This is a genomic window from Shewanella sp. SR44-3 (assembly GCF_014163735.1).
In the GTDB taxonomy this organism is placed as follows: domain Bacteria; phylum Pseudomonadota; class Gammaproteobacteria; order Enterobacterales; family Shewanellaceae; genus Shewanella.
In genome coordinates this window covers 25,827-48,075 of the sequence record NZ_JACJDV010000029.1, presented here as the reverse complement: position 1 = coordinate 48,075, position 22,249 = coordinate 25,827, and the positions used below count along the sequence as shown (strand labels likewise).

The window sequence follows — 22,249 nt, the reverse complement described above, 5'->3', positions numbered from 1 at the left end:
CTTTAGGCTTTAGGCTTTAGGCTTTAGGCTTTACACGTTTAAAACAAAAAAGCGCCCTAAGGCGCTTTTTAATTCAATCTACAAATTAAACGTACATGAAATCTGCGTGTTCGATAAGTGGCTTGAATGCGTGACGTTGCATAGCTTTAGCACGAACTTTAACGTCTTTACCGTCAACAACGATTGTTACGTCAGAAGTATAAAAATCAGCGTTAGCTTGAACGTTGATGATATCTTTTTGGTCAAAAACGATAACCATTGGCTCTTTACCTGGGCCATAGATAACAGCTGGAACTTTGTTCGCATGACGTAGGCGGCGGCTCGAACCTTTCCCGATTTCAGTACGAATTTGTGCTTTAATAGTGTAAGACATGAGTTTCTCACTTAAAAATAAATAATTAAAGGATCAACATTCTCGACCAATGTTGATTTCATTAGTAAAAAATAGACTCATGCTGATGAAGATATAATGTCGTGTCCTTCATTGCGTCTAATTTTTACCTGGCACTCCCATGGTGATAACCTCAGTTAACCCAAGCTAATCAACTTAATGCACCTACCTGAAATAGTGCCATTGATATTGAGAGTGCAAATAAACGCGCGGATACTAACATACACATAATAAATCAACAAGTAGACTCGCCCTAATAAAGGCATAAACTAATACCAGCTCTGCATAAGCCAAGGATCAGGAGCCGACCTCAATGAGTTTGTCGTGATTACCAAGCCCTCACAGGGCCGCAATCAACGTGGATAAAACCAGAGCTTGGGTAAAACCCCACCCCACCTAGCTTCAGGGATTTAGCTGCATCCCGCAAATGGGCTAGCTTAATCCCTGGCATAGCAATATCCATTGCCATGCCCTTCATGTGATAGCTTTTTTTAGCAACGCCATTACTGCGCGCGGCCAACATTTGATTGGTCTTCGGTGAGCGATAAGCAGAAATAACGTGGATTTCGTCTTGATACTCCACCAACTGCTGTAACTTGTATAAGTAGTCGTAGAGACGCTTATCCATCGGAGCTGAAAGATTTTGTCTGTGATCTCTAAGTACATGTTCAAAAGCTGTTAACGCGTCTTGCTGGTATTGGCCGTCAACCCAAAAGTCTCCTTGGCCACGCTCGCCGGTGTGACGATTATAAAAGCTCAGATCTTTTACCCCCTTACTGCTACGGCTTGCGTGGGCTTTGTTTGGTAATAAACTCGCGACAGCGACGCCACTTAGACCCAGTAAAATTTGCCGACGAGTCGGACATGCTAATGTCATCTTAGACCACCAATCAGTTGTTTGTTTTTCGTACAATTGGTGAGCAAATTAAACTGAAAGGCGAATAATAGCAAGTCGCGTAGGCTAAAAGTTTGAATATAAAACAAACAATTTTATCGACTTTGAATTAGCTCAATCACTTAGCAGCACTGACAATCATCATTGACTGGCTAATTTTCAACCACGTCGATTTGAGCCTGAGAGCCTTTATGATAAATATCGTTACGATATTGGGCTAAATGCTGCTCGTCTACCCAAGCGGTCCAATACACTAAATGAACCGGTAACGTGTGGGATAAAGAGAACCACTGAGTCTTGTGTTTGTTACTTTGCAATTTACGCCAAGTCCGCTTGTCATTAACCCTATTGAAGGCGAACCAGTTGGCAAGCTCAGCTATTTTTTCAATGCGAATGCAACCAGATGACAAAGCCCGATCAGCATTGGCAAATAATTCAGGGGTAGGCGTGTCATGAAGGTAAATGTTTTTATCATTATTAAAGTGAAATTTATAACGCCCTAGGGAATTATGCTCCCCTGGTCGCTGCACCAATTTATAAGGGAAGTGAGTATGAGCCAGAGCTTGCCATTCCTTGGGAGTTAACCACTGTTGCTGCCCTTGATAATCAAACACATCAAATTGTTTCTCCGCCAAATAATGGCCGTCTTTTCGCACATGGGGTAGCACATCTTGGCGCAATAACTTACGGGGCACTGTCCATGTAGGGTTAATTACTAAGTTAGATATGGCTCCAGACATCACAGGCGTTTGACGATAGCTTTTACCGACAATCACCCGTGAATGCAGCACGGCCTGATCTTTATCCACCAGCACCATGTCAAAGGCGGGAATATTCACCAGAAGATAGCTGCCATTAAGCTCACGTTGATAATCACTTTGCGCCACAAAGTTAACCGCCAGCAATCGTGCCCTCTCTATGGGCAAAAGATTCAGCCATGCCAGCGTCTTAGGGCCAATGACACCATCATCTTTAAGCCCATGGCGACGTTGAAAGGCTTTAACGCCAACATCTAAGGCTTGATTAAACACATAACCTTGATGCTCGCCATAAAAATCCCCCAATAAGCTCAAGCGATGAGCAATTGAGGGGATACTGCTATGGCCATCATTAAGGCGCAGCAAGCCTTGAGGATCTATGATAGGCCAGTCTAAGTGCTCATCTAACCACAGCATGCGCCTGACATGGCTCATCACGGCTAAATATGCTGTATTTTTTGGCTCTAACGCATAGCTTTTTTGTCGCGTCGTGAGCTGGTTGAATCCATCAGCATTAAGTGGGTAATCGCCCCCCATCATAGGCACTTGCCGTTGCTGCCAAAAGTAAGCAATATTATCAAAAATTTTGTCGTAAATTTCGAGGCGCCCAGCGGCGCTGCCTTGATGTAGGATAGTTAACCATTGCTGACGTTGGGCACTGGGTTCAACCAGTGTAATAAGTCTTAAGTGATCCAATAAACCACTGTCTTGACGTTGATCTTCAGCTCGGGCATCTGAAGATGATATTAGAGCCAGCGCTAACACTAACCCTCGGTGTAACGGCATCAGTAATAATACCAGCGCTTTGGTTTTTACCTTAAAATTCCATAGCAACTTAGACAGTGCCGTCACTAACAGTGCAGTCCCTAGCAGAGTAATACCTCGACTCATAACGCGCTCCGACAATGAACCTTGAGTTAAAGTATGGCAAACATTTACTCACTCAGTGCTCATGGATTATCTATTTTGCGAACGTTAATTCTAAGGCTAAACCTAGAGGCACAATAAACGTAACCTTGATGAAAATCACCGCAACTGGTGCAAACAATCGCCATCAAGGCGAGGTATACTTTCAATCACCCCAAAATCTTGTTATAAGCAGGCCTTCTTTTTTTGTTCAAGCATTCAAGGTCATTTACAAGATGAACAAACAACAGTTAATTGCCGCTATGTCCCAGAAACTTCAACAATCTCAACGCCAGACTAAAATTGAATTAGAGCAAATACTAGCGGTCATAAAACAGAGTATGATTGAAGGCGATAAAATCTTTCTGCCACAATTTGGCACCTTCGAGCTACGCTATCGTTTGCCACAAATCGCCCGTAATCCTCAAACAGGTGAGAGCATAGAAGTAGAGGGACAGAATGTGCCTAGCATTAAGTTCTCTCCCACCCTTAAAGCCGCCCTAAACTCATCGACTTTGTAATAATTATTGGTGTTGAATCAATAAAAAAGGTCAGCAAATTGCTGACCTTTTTATCGCTATAACTCGAAGGTTAAGCCTAGAAGCCCTCTACCCCATGCATATCGGGTAATTGATGCGCTATGCCTTTGTGGCAATCAATACAGGTTTTCTCGCCGCTTGCCAAAGAGGTTGAGTGCATCTGCGCAGCACGCGTTGACTGACGGGTAAAGTCCATGTAATCAAAATTATGACAGTTACGACACTCTAACGAATCATTGGCTTTAAGACGTACCCATTCATTTTCCGCAAGATGACGACGCTTAGCTTCAAACTTTTCGCGGGTATTGATGGTGCCGAAAATCTTACCCCAAACTTCTTTCGATGCCTGCATTTTACGGGCTATTTTATCGGTCCAGTTATGGGGCACATGGCAATCAGGACAGGTTGCGCGCACGCCACTTCGGTTAGTGAAGTGAATCGTGGTTTGTAGCTCCTGATAAACATTGTTTTCCATCTCATGACAACCGATACAGAACTGCTCAGTATTGGTGACTTCAAGGGCGGTGTTAAACCCGCCCCAGAAGATGATCCCCGCCAAGAAGCCACCCAAGGTCAAGAAGCCTAAACTGTAATGAACACTGGGACGATTTACTATCTTCCAGATTTGTTTCAGCTTATCTATCATAGTGACTCCTACTTCTTAGTTGCCGCGTCGGCTTTGATCAACTTATCGACATCGACAAAGTCGTTTTCAACCAATAGTTTGGCATCCAACTGAGTGACATGACATTGAGTACAGTTGTAACGTCTTGGTGAAAGCTCTGCCAAGAAGTTATTGTCCCTGTCCATGTAGTGCGTCACGCTGACCATAGGTGCCTGTGAGTGACCTGTGCTGTTACGAGCATGGCACTGCATACACTTGTTGACCTTAAGATCCAACTGATAACCATCAGTCTTGTGTGGGATCAAAGGCGGCTGCATTGGATAGTTACGCACTTGCTTTAAATCCGTGTTGAGCACCTTTTGCATCAAAGGTGGCGTGACTTCAACATTGATAGGCGCTAAGCGCAAAGTATCGATTTGATCTTCAGGTACGCTGGTTGCTAATACGCTAAAAGATAAACCTAACATGGCGATAATTGACGCTATTGTGATCTTTTTCATGTGTCTTCTCCTTAGGCCTTCAATACCTTAACTGCACACTTCTTAAAGTCGGTTTGCTTAGAAATGGGATCGGTTGCATCTAAGGTGACTTTATTAATGAGCTGGCTTGCATCAAACCAAGGAACGAACACTAGCCCCACTGGTGGCTTATTACGGCCGCGAGTTTCGATACGTGTCTTGATTTCACCACGGCGTGACATCACTTTGACTTCATCACCACGACGTAAACCACGTTTCTTAGCATCATCTGGATGCATAAAACACACAGCATCTGGGAAGGCTTTGTAAAGCTCTGGCACACGCTGAGTCATAGAGCCTGAATGCCAATGCTCAAGCACACGGCCGGTTGATAGCCACAGGTCAAACTCTTCATCAGGCGATTCCGCAGCAGGCTCATAAGGCAGTGCAAAAATCACCGCTTTGCCATCTGGCTTGCCGTAGAATTCAAAACCTTTACCAGCTTTGACATAAGGATCTGAGCCTTCACGGAAGCGCCATTTGGTTTCCTTACCATCAACCACAGGCCAGCGCAGGCCATGCTCTTTATGGTAGGTATCAAAGTCAGCTAAATCGTGTCCATGACCACGGCCAAAGGTTGCGTACTCTTCAAACAAACCTTTTTGAACGTAGAAACCAAAGGCATCATTTTCATCGTTAAGGTACTTAGCATCCGCATCCGTTAGTGGGAACTTATTCACTTGACCATTTTTAAACAAGACTTCAAATAAGGTTTTACCCTTAAATTGTGGGTTTGCTGCAAGCACAGCCTCAGACCAGACTTCATCAGTTGTGAAGCGCTTTGAGAATTCCATCAACTGCCAAAGATCAGATCTTGACTCACCTGGCGCTTTCACCATTTGATGCCAGAATTGAGTACGACGCTCGGCATTACCATAGGCGCCCTCTTTCTCAACCCACATAGCGGTAGGTAAGATTAAGTCGGCGGCCTGTGTGGTCACCGTTGGGTAAGCATCAGACACCACGATGAAGTTCTCTGGGTTACGGTAACCCGGTAGCATTTCTTCGTTAATGTTCGGACCCGCTTGCATATTGTTATTCACTTGCACCCAGTAACAGTTCAAGTCACCGTCTTTAAGACGACGGCTCTGCTCAACCGCGTGGAAACCGGGTTTTTCAGGAATAATGCCACTGGGTATTTTCCAAATATTTTCAGTGATTTTTCTGTGTTCAGGGTTATTCACCACCATGTCTGCAGGTAGACGATGGGAGAAAGTCCCCACTTCACGCGCGGTGCCGCAAGCCGATGGCTGACCGGTCAATGAGAACGGACTGTTACCTGGAGATGAAATCTTACCTACCAACAGGTGAATGTTGTACATCAAGTTATTACACCAGACACCACGAGTATGTTGGTTGAAACCCATGGTCCAGAAGGAGGTCACTTTGACTTTTGGATCCGCATACAGCTCAGCCAGTTCAAGCAATTTATGCTCAGGCACACCAGAAAGCTTGCTGACGGACTCGACATCGTAATCGGCAACAAACTTTTTAAACGCTTCAAAATCGATAGGGGTTGAATCGTTTGCAGTGTCTGCATTTTTAGCTTTCATCTGAGTCGGGTGCCCAGGGCGCAGACCATAGCCAATGTCAGTGGTACCTTTGCGGAAATTTACATGCTTATTCACAAAGTCCCAATTGACCTTGTTGTTTTGAATAATATAGTTAGCGATGAAGTTCAGAATCGCCAAATCTGTCTGTGGATGAAACACCATGGGCAAATCAGCCAGATCGAAGGATCTGTGTTCAAAGGTTGACAAGACTGCCACTTTTACATGGGGAGCACTGAGACGACGATCTGTTACGCGGGTCCAAAGAATAGGATGCATTTCAGCCATGTTAGAGCCCCAAAGCACAAAGGCATCGGCCGCTTCCATGTCATCATAACACCCCATAGGCTCATCAATACCAAAGGTACGCATAAAACCTGCAACCGCTGATGCCATACAGTGACGCGCATTGGGGTCGATATTGTTTGAGCCAAAGCCTGCTTTCATCAATTTAACAGCGGCGTAACCTTCCCATACTGTCCACTGGCCTGAGCCAAACATACCCACAGATGTTGGGCCTTTGGCTTTAATGCTGGCTTTGAAGCGTTCAGCCATGGTATCAAAGGCTTTTTCCCAAGAAACCGGAGTAAATTCACCGTGTTTATCGTACTTGCCGTCTGTCATACGTAGCATAGGCGAGGTTAAACGGTCGCGGCCATACATGATCTTCGATAAAAAATAACCTTTAACGCAGCTTAAACCGCGGTTAACTTCACTGTTGGCATCGCCATGAGTGGCCACCACTTTACCCTCGCGGGTAGCAACCATCACAGAGCAGCCTGTACCGCAGAAACGGCATGGTGCTTTGTTCCACTCAAGCTTGTTCTGCTCTGAGCTGGTAATCAGATTACTGGCACCAGCAGGAAGCGCTAAGCCTGCTGCACTTGCCGCAGCAATCACAGCGTTGGCCTTCATAAAATCACGTCTATTCATATTCATATTTCACCCTCTTCAAGCACTTCACATTGGTGATACACCATGGTGGCCGTTAAGACGCCTGGCATAGCATTGATGACCGCAATGTCATCCAACAAGGATTTTTGATTTGCGCCTTCCAATACCACGACTAATTTAACGTCATTATTCACTGACAGTTCCGCCCGTTTGTTTTCCAAAATGGCTTGTCTCACCTCAGTCATCATCTCAGGTTTGACTTGAACAATTAGGCTGGTTACGTGAAGTTCATTGCTCATTAAGTTGCATCTCTTTGTTATTGATTATTGTTCTACGGCTATCAACCGTACTTAGCCAGCTCCAGGCGGGCCCATTAGTATTTGACTAAACCAGATACTAAAACCCAATGCGCTGACAAACAGCACTGCCAAAATTGGCGCTAAAAAAACCGTTAGAAATACGAATATTTTTAACTCAGTTTTTTTCTCAACTTGTGTGTTCTGACTCATGAACCCTCCCAGCATTAACACCTTACGGCGTGGTTGACTCTGTATTCAAGCGCTATGCATATGAAGTTTATCGCCAATTTACAGCCAGTCTCTGTGCTGCTACGGGCCTAACTCACTGTGACTTGATCCAGATCAGTAAACTCTAGTCTTGTGTGAAACAAACCGCCAAATATCTGTGTTTATCTCATCCATTGATATCGGTATTTGCCATGGCTTCTGTGATCTATGTAAATGGTCTAAATAAACAGGCCCAGTAAGGCCACTCAAGCCACAACAAGGTAAATTATAGAACAGCGATGACCAGTTATTACCGATAACGACACCTGATTTAAACCAGTATAAGAAAAACACGTAAAAAAAATACGGGTTTAGCATCAAACTTAGTGTTGGCTCACACTTTATGTTGAGATAATTTAGCGAAGACTAATGCCAAGGCAACATCAAGGAAAAGACCTAAGTTAGGCACAAGGGTATAGGCGAAAAATATGATGAGAGAAAATTAAGTAGAATAAGGCTAACTCAGTGTAGTAATTGCGGTTAATTGTGATGGTACGGCTACGCTATATTGTGTAGAAGGTGATAAAACATCGCCACATCGAGGCTCGACATGGCGATAAATTAAAAGCGTGCATCACAAGGTAGGAATCAGGCCTTATTACTGGCTATCCACTCTTGGACATCGGCTTCGACGACGCTCATAGGCCGCGCCCCTGGCAGTAAAATTAAGTCGTGGAACTGCCTGATATCAAACTTATCACCTAATGCGGCTTTAGCTTGCTCTCGAAGTTCAACAATTTTTAACATCCCAAGCTTATAACCTAGGGCTTGACCCGGCCATGCGATATATCTGTCGATGGCTGAGGCCACATTAGCTTCTGTTGAGCCTGTCGCTGCTGCAAAATAACTGATTGCCTGTTCGCGGTTCCATTTTTTATGATGAAGTCCTGTATCGACCACTAATCGTGCCGCGCGGTAGACTTCAGCTTTTAAGCGGCCTAAGTTACCCCAAGGATCGTTTTCATACATACCCATTTCAAACGCCACTTGTTCCGCGTATAACGCCCAGCCTTCAATAAATGCATTAAAAGAGGCGTTTTGACGCATCAAACCTATATCAGTTTGTTGCATGTTCAAAGCAATTTGAAAATGATGTCCGGGCACAGCCTCATGGTAAGTTAAGGTTTTAAGACCATATTTCGCTATTGAAGTCATGTCCATTAAATTAATGAAGTACACCCCCGATCGGCTACCATCCAGCGCAGGAGGCACATATGAGCCACCAGCGGCACCAGCTTGAGTTTCAATCGGTACTCGCTTCACAACCACGTCTTGAGGCGGCAAGGTTGAAAATAGCAACGGCGCTTTAGTCATCACTAAATCTATCTCAGCACTTAAATCATTAAGCAGTTGCTGGCGACCCGCATCTGAATTCTCATACAGGAAACGAGGTTCTTGATTGAGCATTAACATACGCTCGCCAACACTGCCTTCACGATAGCCATTGGCACTTAAAATATTGTCCATTTCCTTGGTTATCCGAGTCACCTCCTCGATGCCCAATTGATGAATAGCATCGGCGCTCAGGCTGGAATCAGCAAGGTATTGTATCCCATGCTGATAGAAAGCTTGCCCATTGGGCTGCGCCCAAATACCAACGTCTGTGGGCGCTTTGGCTTCTAACGCTGCGACAAACTCACTGAGTGAGCGATAGGCAGGATAAATATTAGTCTCAACTTGAGCCACAGCCTTGGCGACTAACGCTTGTATTTTTTCAGGGCTAAGCTCAGTACTTGGGCTCTGCTCAATACTTTGAGCTGGGCTGCGGTCAGTACTGTTTACTGCGGCGCGGGCAAGCTTACTAGCAAAACTTGTGACTAAACTATGCTCAGAGGCTGGAACCGCAGTGAAATTGGCTAAAAACTTCAATGTATTAGGAAAAAGCGCCTTAGGAAGAATAACCCCAGCTTTTGCATCATCTGCCACTTTTGCTTCTACTTGGCCGACCATCAATGCAAAGGCTGACAGCCGTGCTAAATAATCCTGTGCATCATTGAAGTTATTGATAGTCTGCTGATCCGCAAGGATGGCCGGAATGTCGATTAATGGGCCATTAATTTGGTTAACAATATACGGCAAGTGCCCGGCCCAAGTATCAATATACCCAGCGCTGAAACTCTCCAGTCCAGCATAATACTCGCTAATAACCTGATTGATTAATCTATGCTGTTGCTGCTTGTCATTCAATGAGCTTGTGTCTATGGCCGCTAATTCATCTGCTGCCTGTTGCATTTGCTGCTTAAACGCCATCACGCCCGGTGAAGAATAATCCGGTAATTGACGCTGAAAGTGCCCCGCCTGCGCCTGAGACAAATTAAGCGAAGTCGCCATCGCAGGTTGAAATTTAATAAAGTTAACCGCAAAACGTGCAACGGCAGCATCAAGTTGCTGCTCAGCGGTGACGTTAGCCTCTTGGCTCACACCTTGAGTAGTGCTGTCTTGTTGAGCCGAAAGTTGTGATTGAATGTCAGAGTCAGGTGAGCAACCACTAAGGGCAATGAGTATAGCGAAACTAATAAGGCGCGGGCTGAACATTAGGCTTCCTTGGGAGACAAAAAATAGTCGCTAGACTATACCTGTTAAGCGTCCGTAACAAAATCTATTCTGAGGTAACCCTATAAAAATTTCAAAGATTACACTAAGATATGCAAGACTTATATCAGCTTAGCAGCAAGGTATTGGTCAGTAACTTAAGCCATAGGTTGGAGACAGCATGAATAAGCAAGTGAGCACTCGCGGTACCAAAGAAAAAGCATTACGTCTAAATCTAGACGACAAAAAATACGGTACTATCGTTGAAATTGGTGCAGGACAAGAAGTAGCACGTAACTTTTTTGTCGCAGGCGCTGCAGCGGGTACGATTGCAAAAACCATGTCAGCCTATGATATGACCTTCTCCGACGCCATTTACGGTGTCCAGCAAGACGGCCGTTACGTCAGTAAAGCCCGAGTACAGGCCATGATGGAGCAAGAGCTTGATTTAGTCATTGAACGTGTAGGCAATGTGCGCTCTAAATCATCGCGCTATTTCACTTACGCAGCCACTGTGGCAGCCAAGAGCTTTAATCGCAATAACGAGTGCCATGCTTGGTGCGGCGTTAGGGTACAAATGTACCCAGGTGCTGAGCCATCAAACATTGTGGTGCATGTGCGTATGTTTGACGATAACGCCGAGGCGCAGCAACAAGCCCTTGGAGTGCTGGGCGTTAACCTTATCTACGCGAGTTACTATTACTTTGAAGATCCTAAAAAAATCATCGACTCATTAACCGATGATTTAAAAGCCAATCGGATTGAAATTGATTGCATCGAATTCCAAGGCCCTTATTTTGAAGACATAGACAGTCGTGCTAAAAACATTCATCTTATTCGCAGTTGGAAAACCCGTGCCATCATGTTTAAACCCGATGGTAGTGTGGCAGTACCTGCTGAAATGCTCTACAAAAAGAATGTATTAACGATCCGTGGTTCATTTAAGCCTGTAACTCGGCTGAATGTTGACATGATAGAACAAGGTGAAAAAGCCTTTGCCGAACTCAATGGTGTTAACAAGGAAAACACTGTGGTAATCGCGGAAATTTCTTTAAATGATAGCCATGGTAAAGATGCCAATATGTCTTCAGCGGACATCATAGAGCGAGTGAAACTGCTTAACTTACTCGGTTATAATGTGATGGTGTCGGATTACACCCGCTACTTTTCTTTAAGAGCCTATTTCCGTCAATACACTAAACTGCAAATCGGCATAGTAGTGGGCATGATTAATATTAAGCAAATCTTCGATGAGAATTTCTATCGTGGCCTTGAAGGTGGCATTTTAGAAGGCTTTGGTAAACTTTTCCCCGATCACACCCGAGTCTTCGTCTACCCTGAGCTCAGCGAAAGCGGTGAATTAAAAGATTTAACCACAGTTAATGTGCCCAATAATTTGCGCTACTTGTACCGTCATCTATTGGATAATGGTTTTATTACCAGCATAGAATCCAGCGACATTAATTTGTTTAACTTTTTCTCACGTGAAGTCTTAAAGCAAATTGCTAAAGGCTCAGACGAATGGCAACAAGCCTTGCCCCAGCCAGTTATTGATGAAATCATCAGTAGAAAGCTGTTTGGTTATCGCGGTTAATACAAGCTAAAAAAGCTACAAATGTGGGATAAAAAAAACCAGTCGCTTTAGGGCCACTGGTTTTTTATTTTCTGCATGTTCACTCACAACAACGGTTATTCGTTGCTGTACGTCTTAAGGATGACACACATTGTGCAACTCAAGGTTAGTGCCGATATCTTTACTGCGGCCCAATTTTGCATCATCGTTACGCAATTGCGTCAGGTGATCCAGATAGCTTTGGTCGACATCATTGGTAATGTAATGACCATCAAATACCGAAGTATCAAACTGCTTTATCTCTGGGTTCTCCATCCGCACAGCTTCCACTAAATCAGTGAGGTTTTGGAAAATAATCCCATCTGCACCAATAATGTTGGCGATTTCATCGGCATCACGGCCGTAAGCAATCAACTCATTAGAGGTGGGCATATCGATTCCATAGACGTTCGGGAAACGAACCTCTGGGGCCGCTGAGGCAAAGTACACCTTCTTGGCTCCGGCTTCTCGGGCCATTTCGATGATCTGTTCAGAGGTGGTGCCGCGTACGATGGAGTCATCCACCAATAGCACATTTTTACCTTTAAATTCAGTGTTTATCGCATTAAGTTTACGGCGCACGGATTTAATCCGCTCTTCTTGGCCGGGCATAATAAAGGTACGGCCAATATAACGATTTTTTACAAAACCTTGTCGATAAGGTAAATCCATGCAACGGGCAATTTCTAAGGCAATATCACAAGAGGTTTCGGGAATGGGAATAACCACATCGATATCGTGCTCTTCCCATTCTTTCTTGATCTTCTCGCCTAACTTGGCCCCCATGTTCACTCGACTGGCGTACACAGACACTTTATCTATGGTGGAGTCTGGACGTGCGAAATACACGAACTCAAAGATACAAGGTGCATAATTAGGAGCAATTGCACACTGGCGGGTGAATAACTGGCCATCTAAGGTGACAAATATCGCTTCACCGGGAGCCACATCACGCATCACTTCAAAACCAACAGCATCCAATGCCACACTTTCAGAGGCTACCATGTACTCAGTACCGGTTGCACTTTCATGCTTACCTAAAATCAGCGGACGAATACCAAAAGGATCTCTAAATGCCACTAAGCCTTGACCTATGATCATTGCAGTCACAGCATAAGCACCGCGCGTTTGAGCATGCACCTTAGCCACAGCATCAAACACTTCATCGGCACTTAAGGTTAGGCTACGAGTTTCTTGCAGTTCATCGGCTAATAGATTGAGTAATACTTCTGAGTCGGAGGTGGTATTCACGTGACGACGTTTTTTCACTAAGCCTTCAGCCAGTTCGACTGTATTCGTGAGGTTGCCATTATGGGCGAGGGAAATACCAAAGGGAGAGTTAACATAAAAAGGTTGGGCTTCAGAGGCGCTGGAACTACCAGCGGTGGGATAACGTACATGGCCTATGCCGGCATTGCCTTGCAGCCGTTGCATATGTTTAGGTTCAAATACATCCTTCACTAGGCCGTTGGCTTTGCGTAAACGAAACGCATACTTGTCAACGGTAACTATACCTGCCGCATCTTGACCACGATGCTGTAGTACAGTGAGTGCATCGTAAATCGTTTGATTAACTGATGACTTGCCTACTATTCCGACGATACCACACATGGGTAAACTTCCTCATTGTAAGATGTTCTATTTTATCATTATATTTTTGGGTACAAAGCTGGAGGTGTTTTCCAAATAGCTAAAAAACCATTGGATAACCACACCAAATTCAGGCACTAACACAGATTGCTTCCACCAATTGGAATTGGGAAAAGCGGTAAACGCATCCATAAAAAACAGTAATGCGCTCACTATAAGGGCACCGCGAATGGCACCAAAACACACACCTAATACCCTATCGGTACCGGAAAGGCCTGTTTTGGACACCAGCTGGCCTAAGAGGTAATTGATTAAGGCACCAAGAATGAGGGTGGTGATAAATAAAATCGCGATGGCTACGCCATTGCGGAACAGTTCATCTGACATCTGAGTCAGGTGCACCGCAAGGTCGAGATAAAATTGGCTGGCAATAAAGAAGGCTGCAAACCAAACAACAAGAGACATAGCCTCTTTGGCAAATCCACGGATAAGGCTTATCAGGGTTGATAGGCCGATCAGGATGATAATTGCGTAATCAATCCATACCATTGAGCTTGAGATCCACTATCTAGATTAAGACGGCGCGATTCTACCAGAGACAAGAGTGTTTCTCACCCTCTTGTCGAATAAATAAATCACACTATCAAAATGAGTTAATAAAATGCTTATCTTTCAAGGGGATTGTAGGGAACAATCTTACCTTTTAGCCCTGTTAGTTTTTCAATCTGTACTTGCCTTGCTTTAAGCTTGGCTTCAGAAACATCGGGGCCGACAAACACTTTGGTTAAGCGTCCATCGATAGGATTGCGGGGTAAAGTGTAAGTCGTAAAGCCTGCTTTACGTAATTGCGCCACCAAAGCCACCACATTGTCGGCACTGTTAAAACCGCCCAACTGTAAGGTCACATTAGCCCTAGGCTGGCTAACAGGTTTATTCACTGCAGGCTTGCTGACCGATTTAACTTCGGTTTTGGCTGTATTGCTCGCTGGTTTATTCGCAGATTTACTGCTTGTAGGAGGCGCCTTTTTTGCTTCAGCTGTGCTTAGGTCTAATGCATCGACCATTTTGATAGGCTTAAGGTTTGAGATAGGCGGTGAGCTGCCTTCAAGCTGGGGCTGGGTATTTTGCTCACTGAGCACTTGAAATTTTTCATCTTCTGCGGCGGTATTAGCGTCTTTATCAGACACTTCGTCAGCTCCCTGAGTCTGGGTGTTTTTTGCTAGACTATTGGCGCGCAGTGGAATTTCGGTAAACACCTCTTCTACTTTACGTTGCTTTCCGTCAAGTAAATCTGGTAAAAAAATCACCCCTAATGCGACTAAGACTATGGTGCCCACTAATCTATTTTGAAATTGACTGGTCACTTGCTGATTCCTTGCTTCTTAAAAAGAAAATGTTGTATTGCCACAATGCTTGTTAACCACCTTCACCGCTGACGAATAAATGTGTTATCAAACGAGTTTACTCATCTTTGAACTGCGCTAACTCAAGTAATGTTTTAAAGCCTGAAACTGTATAAAAAGAGCCAAATACAATAATAATATCATCATCTTGCACATCAATAGATAACGTCTCCCAAGCTTGACTCAAGGTGTCGAACCCTAACGCTTTGACATCCATTTTTGCTGTATCAAAGCTAACATTTGCACTCTTATTTAGATTTAACGCATCGATTAACTGCTTGGAACTTGCACCGCGCTCATTATCTAAACTGGCAAAATACCAACTGTCTATCACATGCATGAGCTCACTGAGCACCCCTTGGATATCTTTATCTTTTAACATAGCGCACAAGGCCAGTACGCGCTTACCACTAAATACCGCTAACTGCTGAGCTAAGTAAGCTGCGGCATGAGGGTTATGGGCCACATCAGCAATCAACAATGGCGAGGTTGACAGCGTTTCAAAACGACCACTAAGACGGGCTTTAGCTATGCCCTCACTCAGCTGTATATCGCTAATTCCAGGCCAGTATTGAGTTAATAATGCCACCACGCCCGCAGCATTGGCTAACGGTAACACAGGCAAGGCTAATGCGGCTATCTGCCTATTGCCACTGTGAAAAGACCATGTTTGTTGCTGCTTTTGGTAGCTAAACTCGTGGCCAACACGACAAACTGGCGCGCCAATTTGCGCGGCATAATCTGTCACAGTTATGGGCAGTTTCGGCTCACTTATCACAGCTAAGCGCTCAGGCCTAAACACTCCCGCTTTCTCTCGCCCCACTGACTCGCGGGTATAACCTAAATACTCTTGATGATCTAACGCAATAGAGGTGAGCAAGCAGACATCGGCATCTATCATATTGGTGGCATCTAGGCGGCCACCTAGGCCGACTTCAAGAATGATGACATCAAGTTTCGCCGCTTTAAATAACCATAGACCCGCTAACGTCGCGTACTCGAAAAAGGTTAAGGAGATGGCTCCTCTCGCCGTTTCAATGGCAGTAAATGCGGCAATTAAAGCATCATCGGTTGCGTCTACGCCTTGAATACGCACCCGCTCGTTGTAATGGATAAGGTGCGGTGAGCTGTAAACCCCCACCCGCTTGCCAGCCAAGCTAAGCACTGACTCAAGCATGGCGCAACTGGTACCTTTACCATTGGTGCCAGCAACAGTAATGACTTTGGCAGGGGCTAAATCCAATAGCTGTAATTGACGGGCAACCTCACTTACGCGACTTAAACCCATGTCGATTTCTGCCGGATGAATAGACAGCAAATACTCGAGCCAATCATTCAATGATGCGCCCGGTAATGGACTGCCGCCCATTACGCTTGGCGTAGCTGTGTCTTGCTCAGTCTTATGCAGAGCCCTTTGTTGAGCCACACCTTGTTGGATATTTGAGGACATAAATAAAAACCAACCTAGTAAAATTCACAAATCATAAAATAGCGACGCGAGCATTAGGCTTAAACGTCAGACTCTCAATCAAGAGCTTAGACACAGCTAACATTGTTGTTAATCCAGCATAAACAAAGGCCCTAGGGCGAGCTTAGGGATCGCAAACTCTTCTGGATAGGTCACATCAACCAAATACAAACCATTAGGTTTAGCCGTAGCTGCCGCTTGCCTTCTGTCTTTAACTGCAATTAACTCAGAGATCCAATTAAGCGGCCGATTTCCTAGGCCAATTTCAAGCAAACTACCCACAATATTGCGCACCATATGGTGTAAGAAAGCATTAGCCTTAATATCCACCATGATATACATGCCCTGGCGGGTCACATTCACTTCATGGATGCTGCGAAATGGACTTTTAGACTGGCACTGCATCGCCCTAAAGCTAGTAAAATCATGCTCACCTAACAGCTGTTGTGCCGCTTGATGCATTAAGGTTTCATCAATGTCACCGTGATAATGGCTCAGACCATGGCGTAATATTCCTGGGCGAAATTTATGGTTATAAATCACATAACGGTAACGTCTCGCGGTTGCCGAAAAACGCGCATGAAAGCTGTCATCAACAACCTTAGCCCAGCGCACCGCAATAGTGTCAGGCAAGTTCGCATTAACTCCTAATGTCCAAGCTGAGTCAGGTCTAATAGCCGTAGTATCAAAATGCACCACTTGGCCAGTTCCATGAACCCCAGTATCTGTTCGCCCTGCGCATACCACCTCGATAGGCTCATTTGCAATCAAAGAAAGGGCTTTTTCAAGCTGAGCTTGTACCGAATCCACTTCTATTTGGCGCTGCCAACCACAAAAATCACTGCCATCATATTCGATACCTAACGCAACCCGCATTGACTCATCCTCACATTTTAAGAGCGCGCATTTTATCACAAAAAAAACGGCGCATGCAGTGCGCCGTTTTAGTTTATCTTGCGAAGGTAACAATAAGCTTACTGAGTGTGGTGCTAAAGCTAAACCTTGCTGATTGTAGCTTCCAATCTGATTGAAATGTGGATCCCCCAGCGCTTAAGCTAATCCCTTAATAAGGCTTTTTGCCTCTGATTTTTGTCTGTCATTGCCATCTAGCTGCACCTCTTTCAGCAAGGCTCTAGCACTATCAGCATCTTCAATCTCGATATAGGCCCTTGCTAAATCCAATTTAGCATTCACTGAGTTTTCTTCATCATCAACATCAATCATAGAAGTGTTGCCAATCAAGGAACCAATTTCATTATCATCCATGGCCACGTCAACATCTTTATATTGATCGCTACTGTCATTACCTTCATCGGCATCATTCAGTAACTTATTAATGTCGATATAGCCATTTTCTTCTTCGAAATTAGCCAATGAGTGCTCATTTAACAAATCTTTATGTTCATCGGCATCTAATGCGGCCAATGCTTCTTCAACAGTCAGGTTTTCATCTGTAATTTCAAAATCATCTTCGACGCTAAAGACGTCTTCCTCTTCACTAAAGGCGACGTTTTCCGCAAATGCTGCTAACAGGTTTTCATCACTGAAATCAGGATCGTCTGGGTAAACTTTAGCCGCCTTTGGGTCGCTAGCGTCCGCAGTCGATTCTAATACTTCAGGTTTTTTATTTGATTTTAAATCATTAAAAAATTGATTTTCCTTCGCTTTATCAGTCTCTTGCGCTGGTTCTTGCAACTGAGGTGTTGCACTAATATCAGTATCAGACTCGTCCTCATCTTCAAAGTCAAAACTGACATCGTCACTGTCATCCATGCCGGCCAATAAAGCTTCAAGTTCAGCAGCGGTTGTGGCTTCATCGAGATCGGCTGTCGGTTGCGCCGCGCTAGTATTAAGATCATCTTCTTCATCAAGTAATGAAAAATCGATATCATCAATTTCGTCGTCAGTCTCAGTGCTGAATATACTCTCATCCTGAGTCAATGATGCTTGTTCATCAGTGTTAAGCTCTTGCGTTACTTCAACCGCACCCGAATCGGCTAATTCTTGGGCATGATTTAATTGACCTAAGAGAGCATCGAGTTCATCAGTATCAATATCGAGCGTTTCTTCGTCATCATCGGCATCCACCGCAGGACTTGATAACACTTCTTCCAAGCTTTCTTCTTCAGCTTCAATTTCAGGCTCGGCTTCTGTTTCAGCTTCTATTGCAGGTTCAGGCTGTTCTTCAATCTCCACTTCCGCAGCTAATTCTGATGCACTCTCATCCTCAAGCTCGATGTCAGCGGCTGGTTCTTCAGAGCTAGGCTGTGCATCGACGTCAGAAGTTGTATCGGACCCTAACTCCTCGAGCATGGTATCAATATCATCTTCTGTGGCTTCAGCAGCTGGACTTGATAACACCTCTTCCAAGCTTTCTTCTTCAGCTTCTACTGCTGACGCTAATTCTGTTTCGGCTTCTTCTGATTCGGCTTCTTCTGATTCGGCTTCTTCTGTTTCTGTTTCAGGCTCTGCTGCTACTGCAAGTTCAGGTTGTTTCTCAATCTCAACTTCAGGCGCTAATTCTGACGCATTCTCATCCTCAGGCTCCACAGCAATGTCTGAGTCTGGTTCAACTTCAGCGGTTAATGCTGGTTCATCTGGAACGGCAGTAGTTGCTTCTGAAACGATCTCAGACTCCGCTTCTGGAGCTGTATCAGAGTCGAGCTCCTCAAGCATGGTATCGATATCGTCTTCTGTCGTTTCAGCAGCAGGGCTAGATAACACCTCAGCTAAGGTTTCTTCTCCAACTTCTGCCTCTGCTTCAATTTCAGGTTCCACTTCTTCAAATACAGATCCGGCGACGACTTTAGAAGCTGCATCAGCCTCGGCTTCTTCACGCTCAGCCTCTGATGCTAATTCTGTTTCACTCTCATCCTCAGGCTCCACAATAGCATCTGACTCTGGTTTAACTTCTGAGGTTAGCTCTGGCTCATCTTGAACTTCTGTATCAGCTTCAGGAACGACTTCAGTTTCAACGGCCGGTTCAGAAGCGGCTTCAAGCTCTGGCTCTGCTGGAATATCAACATCTGTTTCTGGTTCAACTTCTAATTCAGCTGATGTTTTTGCTAACCTTTGTTCTGCTATTTTTTCTGATGAAGTATCAAAGTCAGCCAGTAAAGAATCCAAATCATCATCGGATACTTCATCATCTGGATCGGCATCACTATCAAGCTCAAGTTCTGCACTTAACTCTGCCGCGATAGCATCGGCCTCTAACTCTTCTGGAGTGGTTTCAAGCTCTGCAAGTAAAGCCTCTATGTCGTCAGGAGCCTCATTAGACTTCTGAGCGGCCTCGCCCGCATCGACGTTTTCAGCAGTAGTTTCGTCTTCTGGTGTGCGCTCAAGTTCTGCGAGCATTGAATCAAGATCATCATCTGAGGTTTCTGTGTCTTGAGCTGCATCGAGCTCAAGCTCGGCATCTAACTCTGCAGCAATGGCATCAGCTTCTAGCTCTTCTGGCGTGGTTTCAAGCTCCGCAAGTAAAGCATCAATATCGTCTGCTTCAGGTGCTGATTGTTTATCGGCCTCAGAGCGGACATCAAGGTTATCTTGTGCGTCAGACTCAAGTTCCGCTTCAAGTTCAGCTGCGATAGCCGCCGCTTCTATCTCTTCTGGACTTTTCTGCAGTTCTGCCAACATTGAATCTAGATCATCATCTGAAGGCTCATTATCTGAGTCAGTATCAAGTTCAAGTTCGGCATTCAACTCTGCGGCAATGGCATCGGCTTCAAGCTCTTCAGGGGTAGTTTCAAGTCCGGCAATTAAGGAATCAATATCATCGACGGCTTCATCTTCTGAAGATGCTTGAGCTTCAATTTCAACTTGTGCATCAGTGGCTAATTCAGCTTCTGATTCTGCATCTAACTCGATTTCTGGTGCGAGCTCTGGTTCTAACTCTGCCGCAATGTCGGCATCGCTGTCTATTTCTTCGTCAGCTTGTTTCTTTGAATCAAAAGCTGCCAACATGGCGTCTATGTCGTCATCTTCTGGTTCTGTTTCAACTTGTGCATCAGTGGCTAATTCAGCTTCTGATTCTGCATCTAACTCTGGCCCTAATTCTGGCTCTAACTCTGCAGGTTCTAATTCCGCGGCCTCGGTATCACTGTCTATTTCTTCGCCAGCCTGTTTCTTTGAATCAAAAGCCGCCAACATGGCGTCTATGTCGTCATCTTCTGGTTCAGCTTCCGTTGATGCCTTTGGTTCCATTTCTGGTTCAGATTCAGCGCTAGCGCCATCATCTTTGCCGATATCAAACTCGGCCAGCATGGCATCGATATCATCATCTGCCGTAGCGGTATCGACATCCGCCTCACTTGAGCTATTGTCATCCTGCCCCACATTGAACTCGGCCAACATAGCATCTATGTCGTCGTCAGCATCTATTGCTGTATCAGTACTTTGTGGTTCATCAGCAGCAAATTCAGACAACACAGCATCAATATCATCATCGGTGTTTTCAGCTGTGGCATCTTCTGGCACTGGAGTGGCTTCAGGCTCTTCTTCTAAATTAGCGAAAAAGCTATCAAGATCATCGTCATCGGGTTTTAATGGCTCAAGCTCTTCATCTTGCTCTTCCATTGCCTCCGCCCAAAGATCATCCAGAGAGGTGCCTTCGTCATCATCTGCAACGGACTGGCTGCTTTCTTCTGCGATGAACATTTCAGATGCCATGTCCATTTCAGCATTACTGCCCATTTCCGCTTCGGGCTGAAGATTGATGCTGCTTAAATCCAATAAATCGTCCAATGATTCAGCATCGTCTTCATCTAAATGAACCGCTAAGGTGCCTTCATCGTCTTCAACATCAAGCTCTTCATCATCGAGCATATCAGCCATGGAAGCAGCACTTGCAGCAGCGGCAATCGCCGCCGCTTCTGCCACTTCCGCTTGCATTTTCTTCTTGCTACGGCGACGCATAATTAAAAACAAGATCAAGAAGATGAGCAATAATGGCAGTGCCGCCATTAACACTAAAATTAAGGTGCTGTCAGTTAGCGTACGCCAAAAGTCACTCGGTGCTTCTTCAACTACCGGCTCATCAACTTTTGTGGTGTCTTCTATTAACTGCTGATAACTCACTTTTAATGCTTGATTCTTCTCATTTAGCTGATAAAAATCCTCTTCTAAGCTTGAAACTTGTAACGATAACTCTTCCAGCTTCATTTTTAGCGCTTTAGTATCGCCCGCTTTTACCATCAGCTCATCTTGGGCACGGCCAAGTTCCTCGGTAAGCATTAACACCTTATGTTCAGATGCTTCGAGTTTGATTTTTAAGTCATCAGCTAAGCTTTTTTCAACCATATCCACCATGGGTTTTGCAGCAACAATCACCTCAGGTTTGGTGTCAGGCACAATTTGTAAGGTTCTAGAAGGAGTTACTGGCGCACGGACAAGGGGTCTGACTGGTGGCGCTTTAGCAAAACGTTGATCATCCCTGTCGGCACGCTCTTTGGCTAAGCGCTCAGGAATCGCGGCCATCACTTGCTCTGATGGCACCAATAAAATCATGCCTCGCTCTAAGGTGTTGTAATTATTACCACTAAAAGCATGGGGATTGGCATCATAGAGCGCGGCCATCACTTGATAGACGCTAATATTTTCGCTGGGGCGCAACTTCTGAGCGATGCTCCAGAAAGTATCGGCGGAGGTTGTTGGACCATACTGACGCTTAGGTGATTGTTTTACTTCACCATTTGGGCCGGTAATTTTCAATGTTTCAGCCTGGACAGGTACGCTGATATTGGCCGCAGATAAGGTAACAAGAGCGCAAGCTAAGGCGCCCAGTAAATATGAAGTACGAAAAATCATCAATCTTTCCCTTTTAGCGCTATAAGGTTGTCTTCTGACAACTGGCTTTAGGCAATTGTATTTATTAGGTTTGGGTTATAAACGTCGTTAACATGACTGCAACTAGACTATAAACCAGAATCCCTTGCCAAGCTACTGCTGCCAATTGTAAAACAAAAAAAGCCTGCTGACAGCAGGCTTTAGAGCTAAATGGC

At 44.8% G+C, this 22,249-nt stretch carries 17 protein-coding genes; 2 read left to right on the top strand and 15 right to left on the bottom strand.

Features of this window, described 5'->3' with window-relative positions:
• Positions 1 to 85: 85 nt before the first annotated feature.
• From rplY to H5073_RS13550, 3 genes are all read right to left on the bottom strand, one after another.
• Positions 86 to 373, bottom strand: a complete 288-nt coding sequence (gene rplY, locus H5073_RS13560) for a 50S ribosomal protein L25 (RefSeq protein ID WP_182680097.1) — start codon at positions 371 to 373, stop codon at positions 86 to 88.
• 346 nt (positions 374 to 719) lie between these two features.
• Positions 720 to 1,268, bottom strand: coding sequence for a DUF882 domain-containing protein (locus tag H5073_RS13555; RefSeq protein ID WP_182680096.1), 549 nt, complete (start codon positions 1,266 to 1,268; stop codon positions 720 to 722).
• Between the two features lie 170 nt (positions 1,269 to 1,438).
• A complete protein-coding gene (locus H5073_RS13550) occupies positions 1,439 to 2,935 on the bottom strand; it encodes a L,D-transpeptidase family protein (RefSeq protein ID WP_259394902.1) in 1,497 nt (498 codons plus the stop codon).
• Between the two features lie 251 nt (positions 2,936 to 3,186).
• Between H5073_RS13550 and H5073_RS13545 the strand changes: the two genes are divergently transcribed.
• Positions 3,187 to 3,471 (top strand): HU family DNA-binding protein, encoded by a 285-nt coding sequence (locus tag H5073_RS13545; RefSeq protein ID WP_182680095.1) that lies wholly within the window; start codon positions 3,187 to 3,189, stop codon positions 3,469 to 3,471.
• Positions 3,472 to 3,547: 76 nt separating this feature from the next.
• Here the strand turns inward: H5073_RS13545 and H5073_RS13540 are convergent, their stop codons facing one another.
• The 6 genes from H5073_RS13540 to H5073_RS13515 form a co-directional block, all read right to left on the bottom strand.
• A complete protein-coding gene (locus tag H5073_RS13540) occupies positions 3,548 to 4,135 on the bottom strand; it encodes a cytochrome c3 family protein (RefSeq protein ID WP_182680094.1) in 588 nt (195 codons plus the stop codon).
• Positions 4,136 to 4,143: 8 nt separating this feature from the next.
• Positions 4,144 to 4,614 (bottom strand): nitrate reductase cytochrome c-type subunit, encoded by a 471-nt coding sequence (locus H5073_RS13535; RefSeq protein ID WP_182680093.1) that lies wholly within the window; start codon positions 4,612 to 4,614, stop codon positions 4,144 to 4,146.
• A gap of 11 nt (positions 4,615 to 4,625) precedes the next feature.
• On the bottom strand, positions 4,626 to 7,115 hold the full coding sequence (napA, locus tag H5073_RS13530) for a nitrate reductase catalytic subunit NapA (RefSeq protein WP_182680102.1): 2,490 nt from the start codon (positions 7,113 to 7,115) through the stop codon (positions 4,626 to 4,628).
• 2 nt (positions 7,116 to 7,117) lie between these two features.
• Entirely contained in the window at positions 7,118 to 7,375 is a 258-nt protein-coding gene (locus H5073_RS13525; RefSeq protein ID WP_182680092.1) for a chaperone NapD, read from the bottom strand.
• Positions 7,376 to 7,426: 51 nt separating this feature from the next.
• The gene (locus H5073_RS13520) at positions 7,427 to 7,585 is read right to left on the bottom strand and encodes a periplasmic nitrate reductase, NapE protein (RefSeq protein WP_182680091.1); all 159 of its coding nucleotides are present in this window, start codon (positions 7,583 to 7,585) and stop codon (positions 7,427 to 7,429) included.
• A gap of 645 nt (positions 7,586 to 8,230) precedes the next feature.
• Positions 8,231 to 10,177 carry a DUF885 family protein gene (locus H5073_RS13515; protein ID WP_182680090.1) on the bottom strand — a complete coding sequence of 649 codons (1,947 nt, stop codon included), beginning with the start codon at positions 10,175 to 10,177 and terminating at the stop codon, positions 8,231 to 8,233.
• Between the two features lie 178 nt (positions 10,178 to 10,355).
• On the opposite strand from H5073_RS13515, the gene H5073_RS13510 reads away from it, so the two are divergent.
• Positions 10,356 to 11,768, top strand: coding sequence for a TonB-dependent receptor (locus tag H5073_RS13510; RefSeq protein WP_182680089.1), 1,413 nt, complete (start codon positions 10,356 to 10,358; stop codon positions 11,766 to 11,768).
• Between the two features lie 114 nt (positions 11,769 to 11,882).
• On the opposite strand, the gene purF is transcribed toward H5073_RS13510, so the two are convergent.
• The 6 genes from purF to H5073_RS13480 all read right to left on the bottom strand — a co-directional run bounded on the left by purF (position 11,883) and on the right by H5073_RS13480 (position 22,055).
• Positions 11,883 to 13,397, bottom strand: a complete 1,515-nt coding sequence (gene purF, locus H5073_RS13505) for an amidophosphoribosyltransferase (protein WP_182680088.1) — start codon at positions 13,395 to 13,397, stop codon at positions 11,883 to 11,885.
• A 27-nt stretch (positions 13,398 to 13,424) separates the two neighbouring features.
• Positions 13,425 to 13,925, bottom strand: coding sequence for a CvpA family protein (locus H5073_RS13500; RefSeq protein WP_182680087.1), 501 nt, complete (start codon positions 13,923 to 13,925; stop codon positions 13,425 to 13,427).
• 116 nt (positions 13,926 to 14,041) lie between these two features.
• Entirely contained in the window at positions 14,042 to 14,740 is a 699-nt protein-coding gene (dedD, locus tag H5073_RS13495; RefSeq protein ID WP_182680086.1) for a cell division protein DedD, read from the bottom strand.
• Between the two features lie 97 nt (positions 14,741 to 14,837).
• Positions 14,838 to 16,148, bottom strand: a complete 1,311-nt coding sequence (gene folC, locus H5073_RS13490; RefSeq protein WP_182680101.1) for a bifunctional tetrahydrofolate synthase/dihydrofolate synthase — start codon at positions 16,146 to 16,148, stop codon at positions 14,838 to 14,840.
• Positions 16,149 to 16,337: 189 nt separating this feature from the next.
• Positions 16,338 to 17,123 carry a tRNA pseudouridine(38-40) synthase TruA gene (gene truA, locus H5073_RS13485; protein ID WP_182680085.1) on the bottom strand — a complete coding sequence of 262 codons (786 nt, stop codon included), beginning with the start codon at positions 17,121 to 17,123 and terminating at the stop codon, positions 16,338 to 16,340.
• Between the two features lie 174 nt (positions 17,124 to 17,297).
• Entirely contained in the window at positions 17,298 to 22,055 is a 4,758-nt protein-coding gene (locus tag H5073_RS13480) for a FimV/HubP family polar landmark protein (RefSeq protein ID WP_182680084.1), read from the bottom strand.
• Positions 22,056 to 22,249 lie beyond the last annotated feature (194 nt).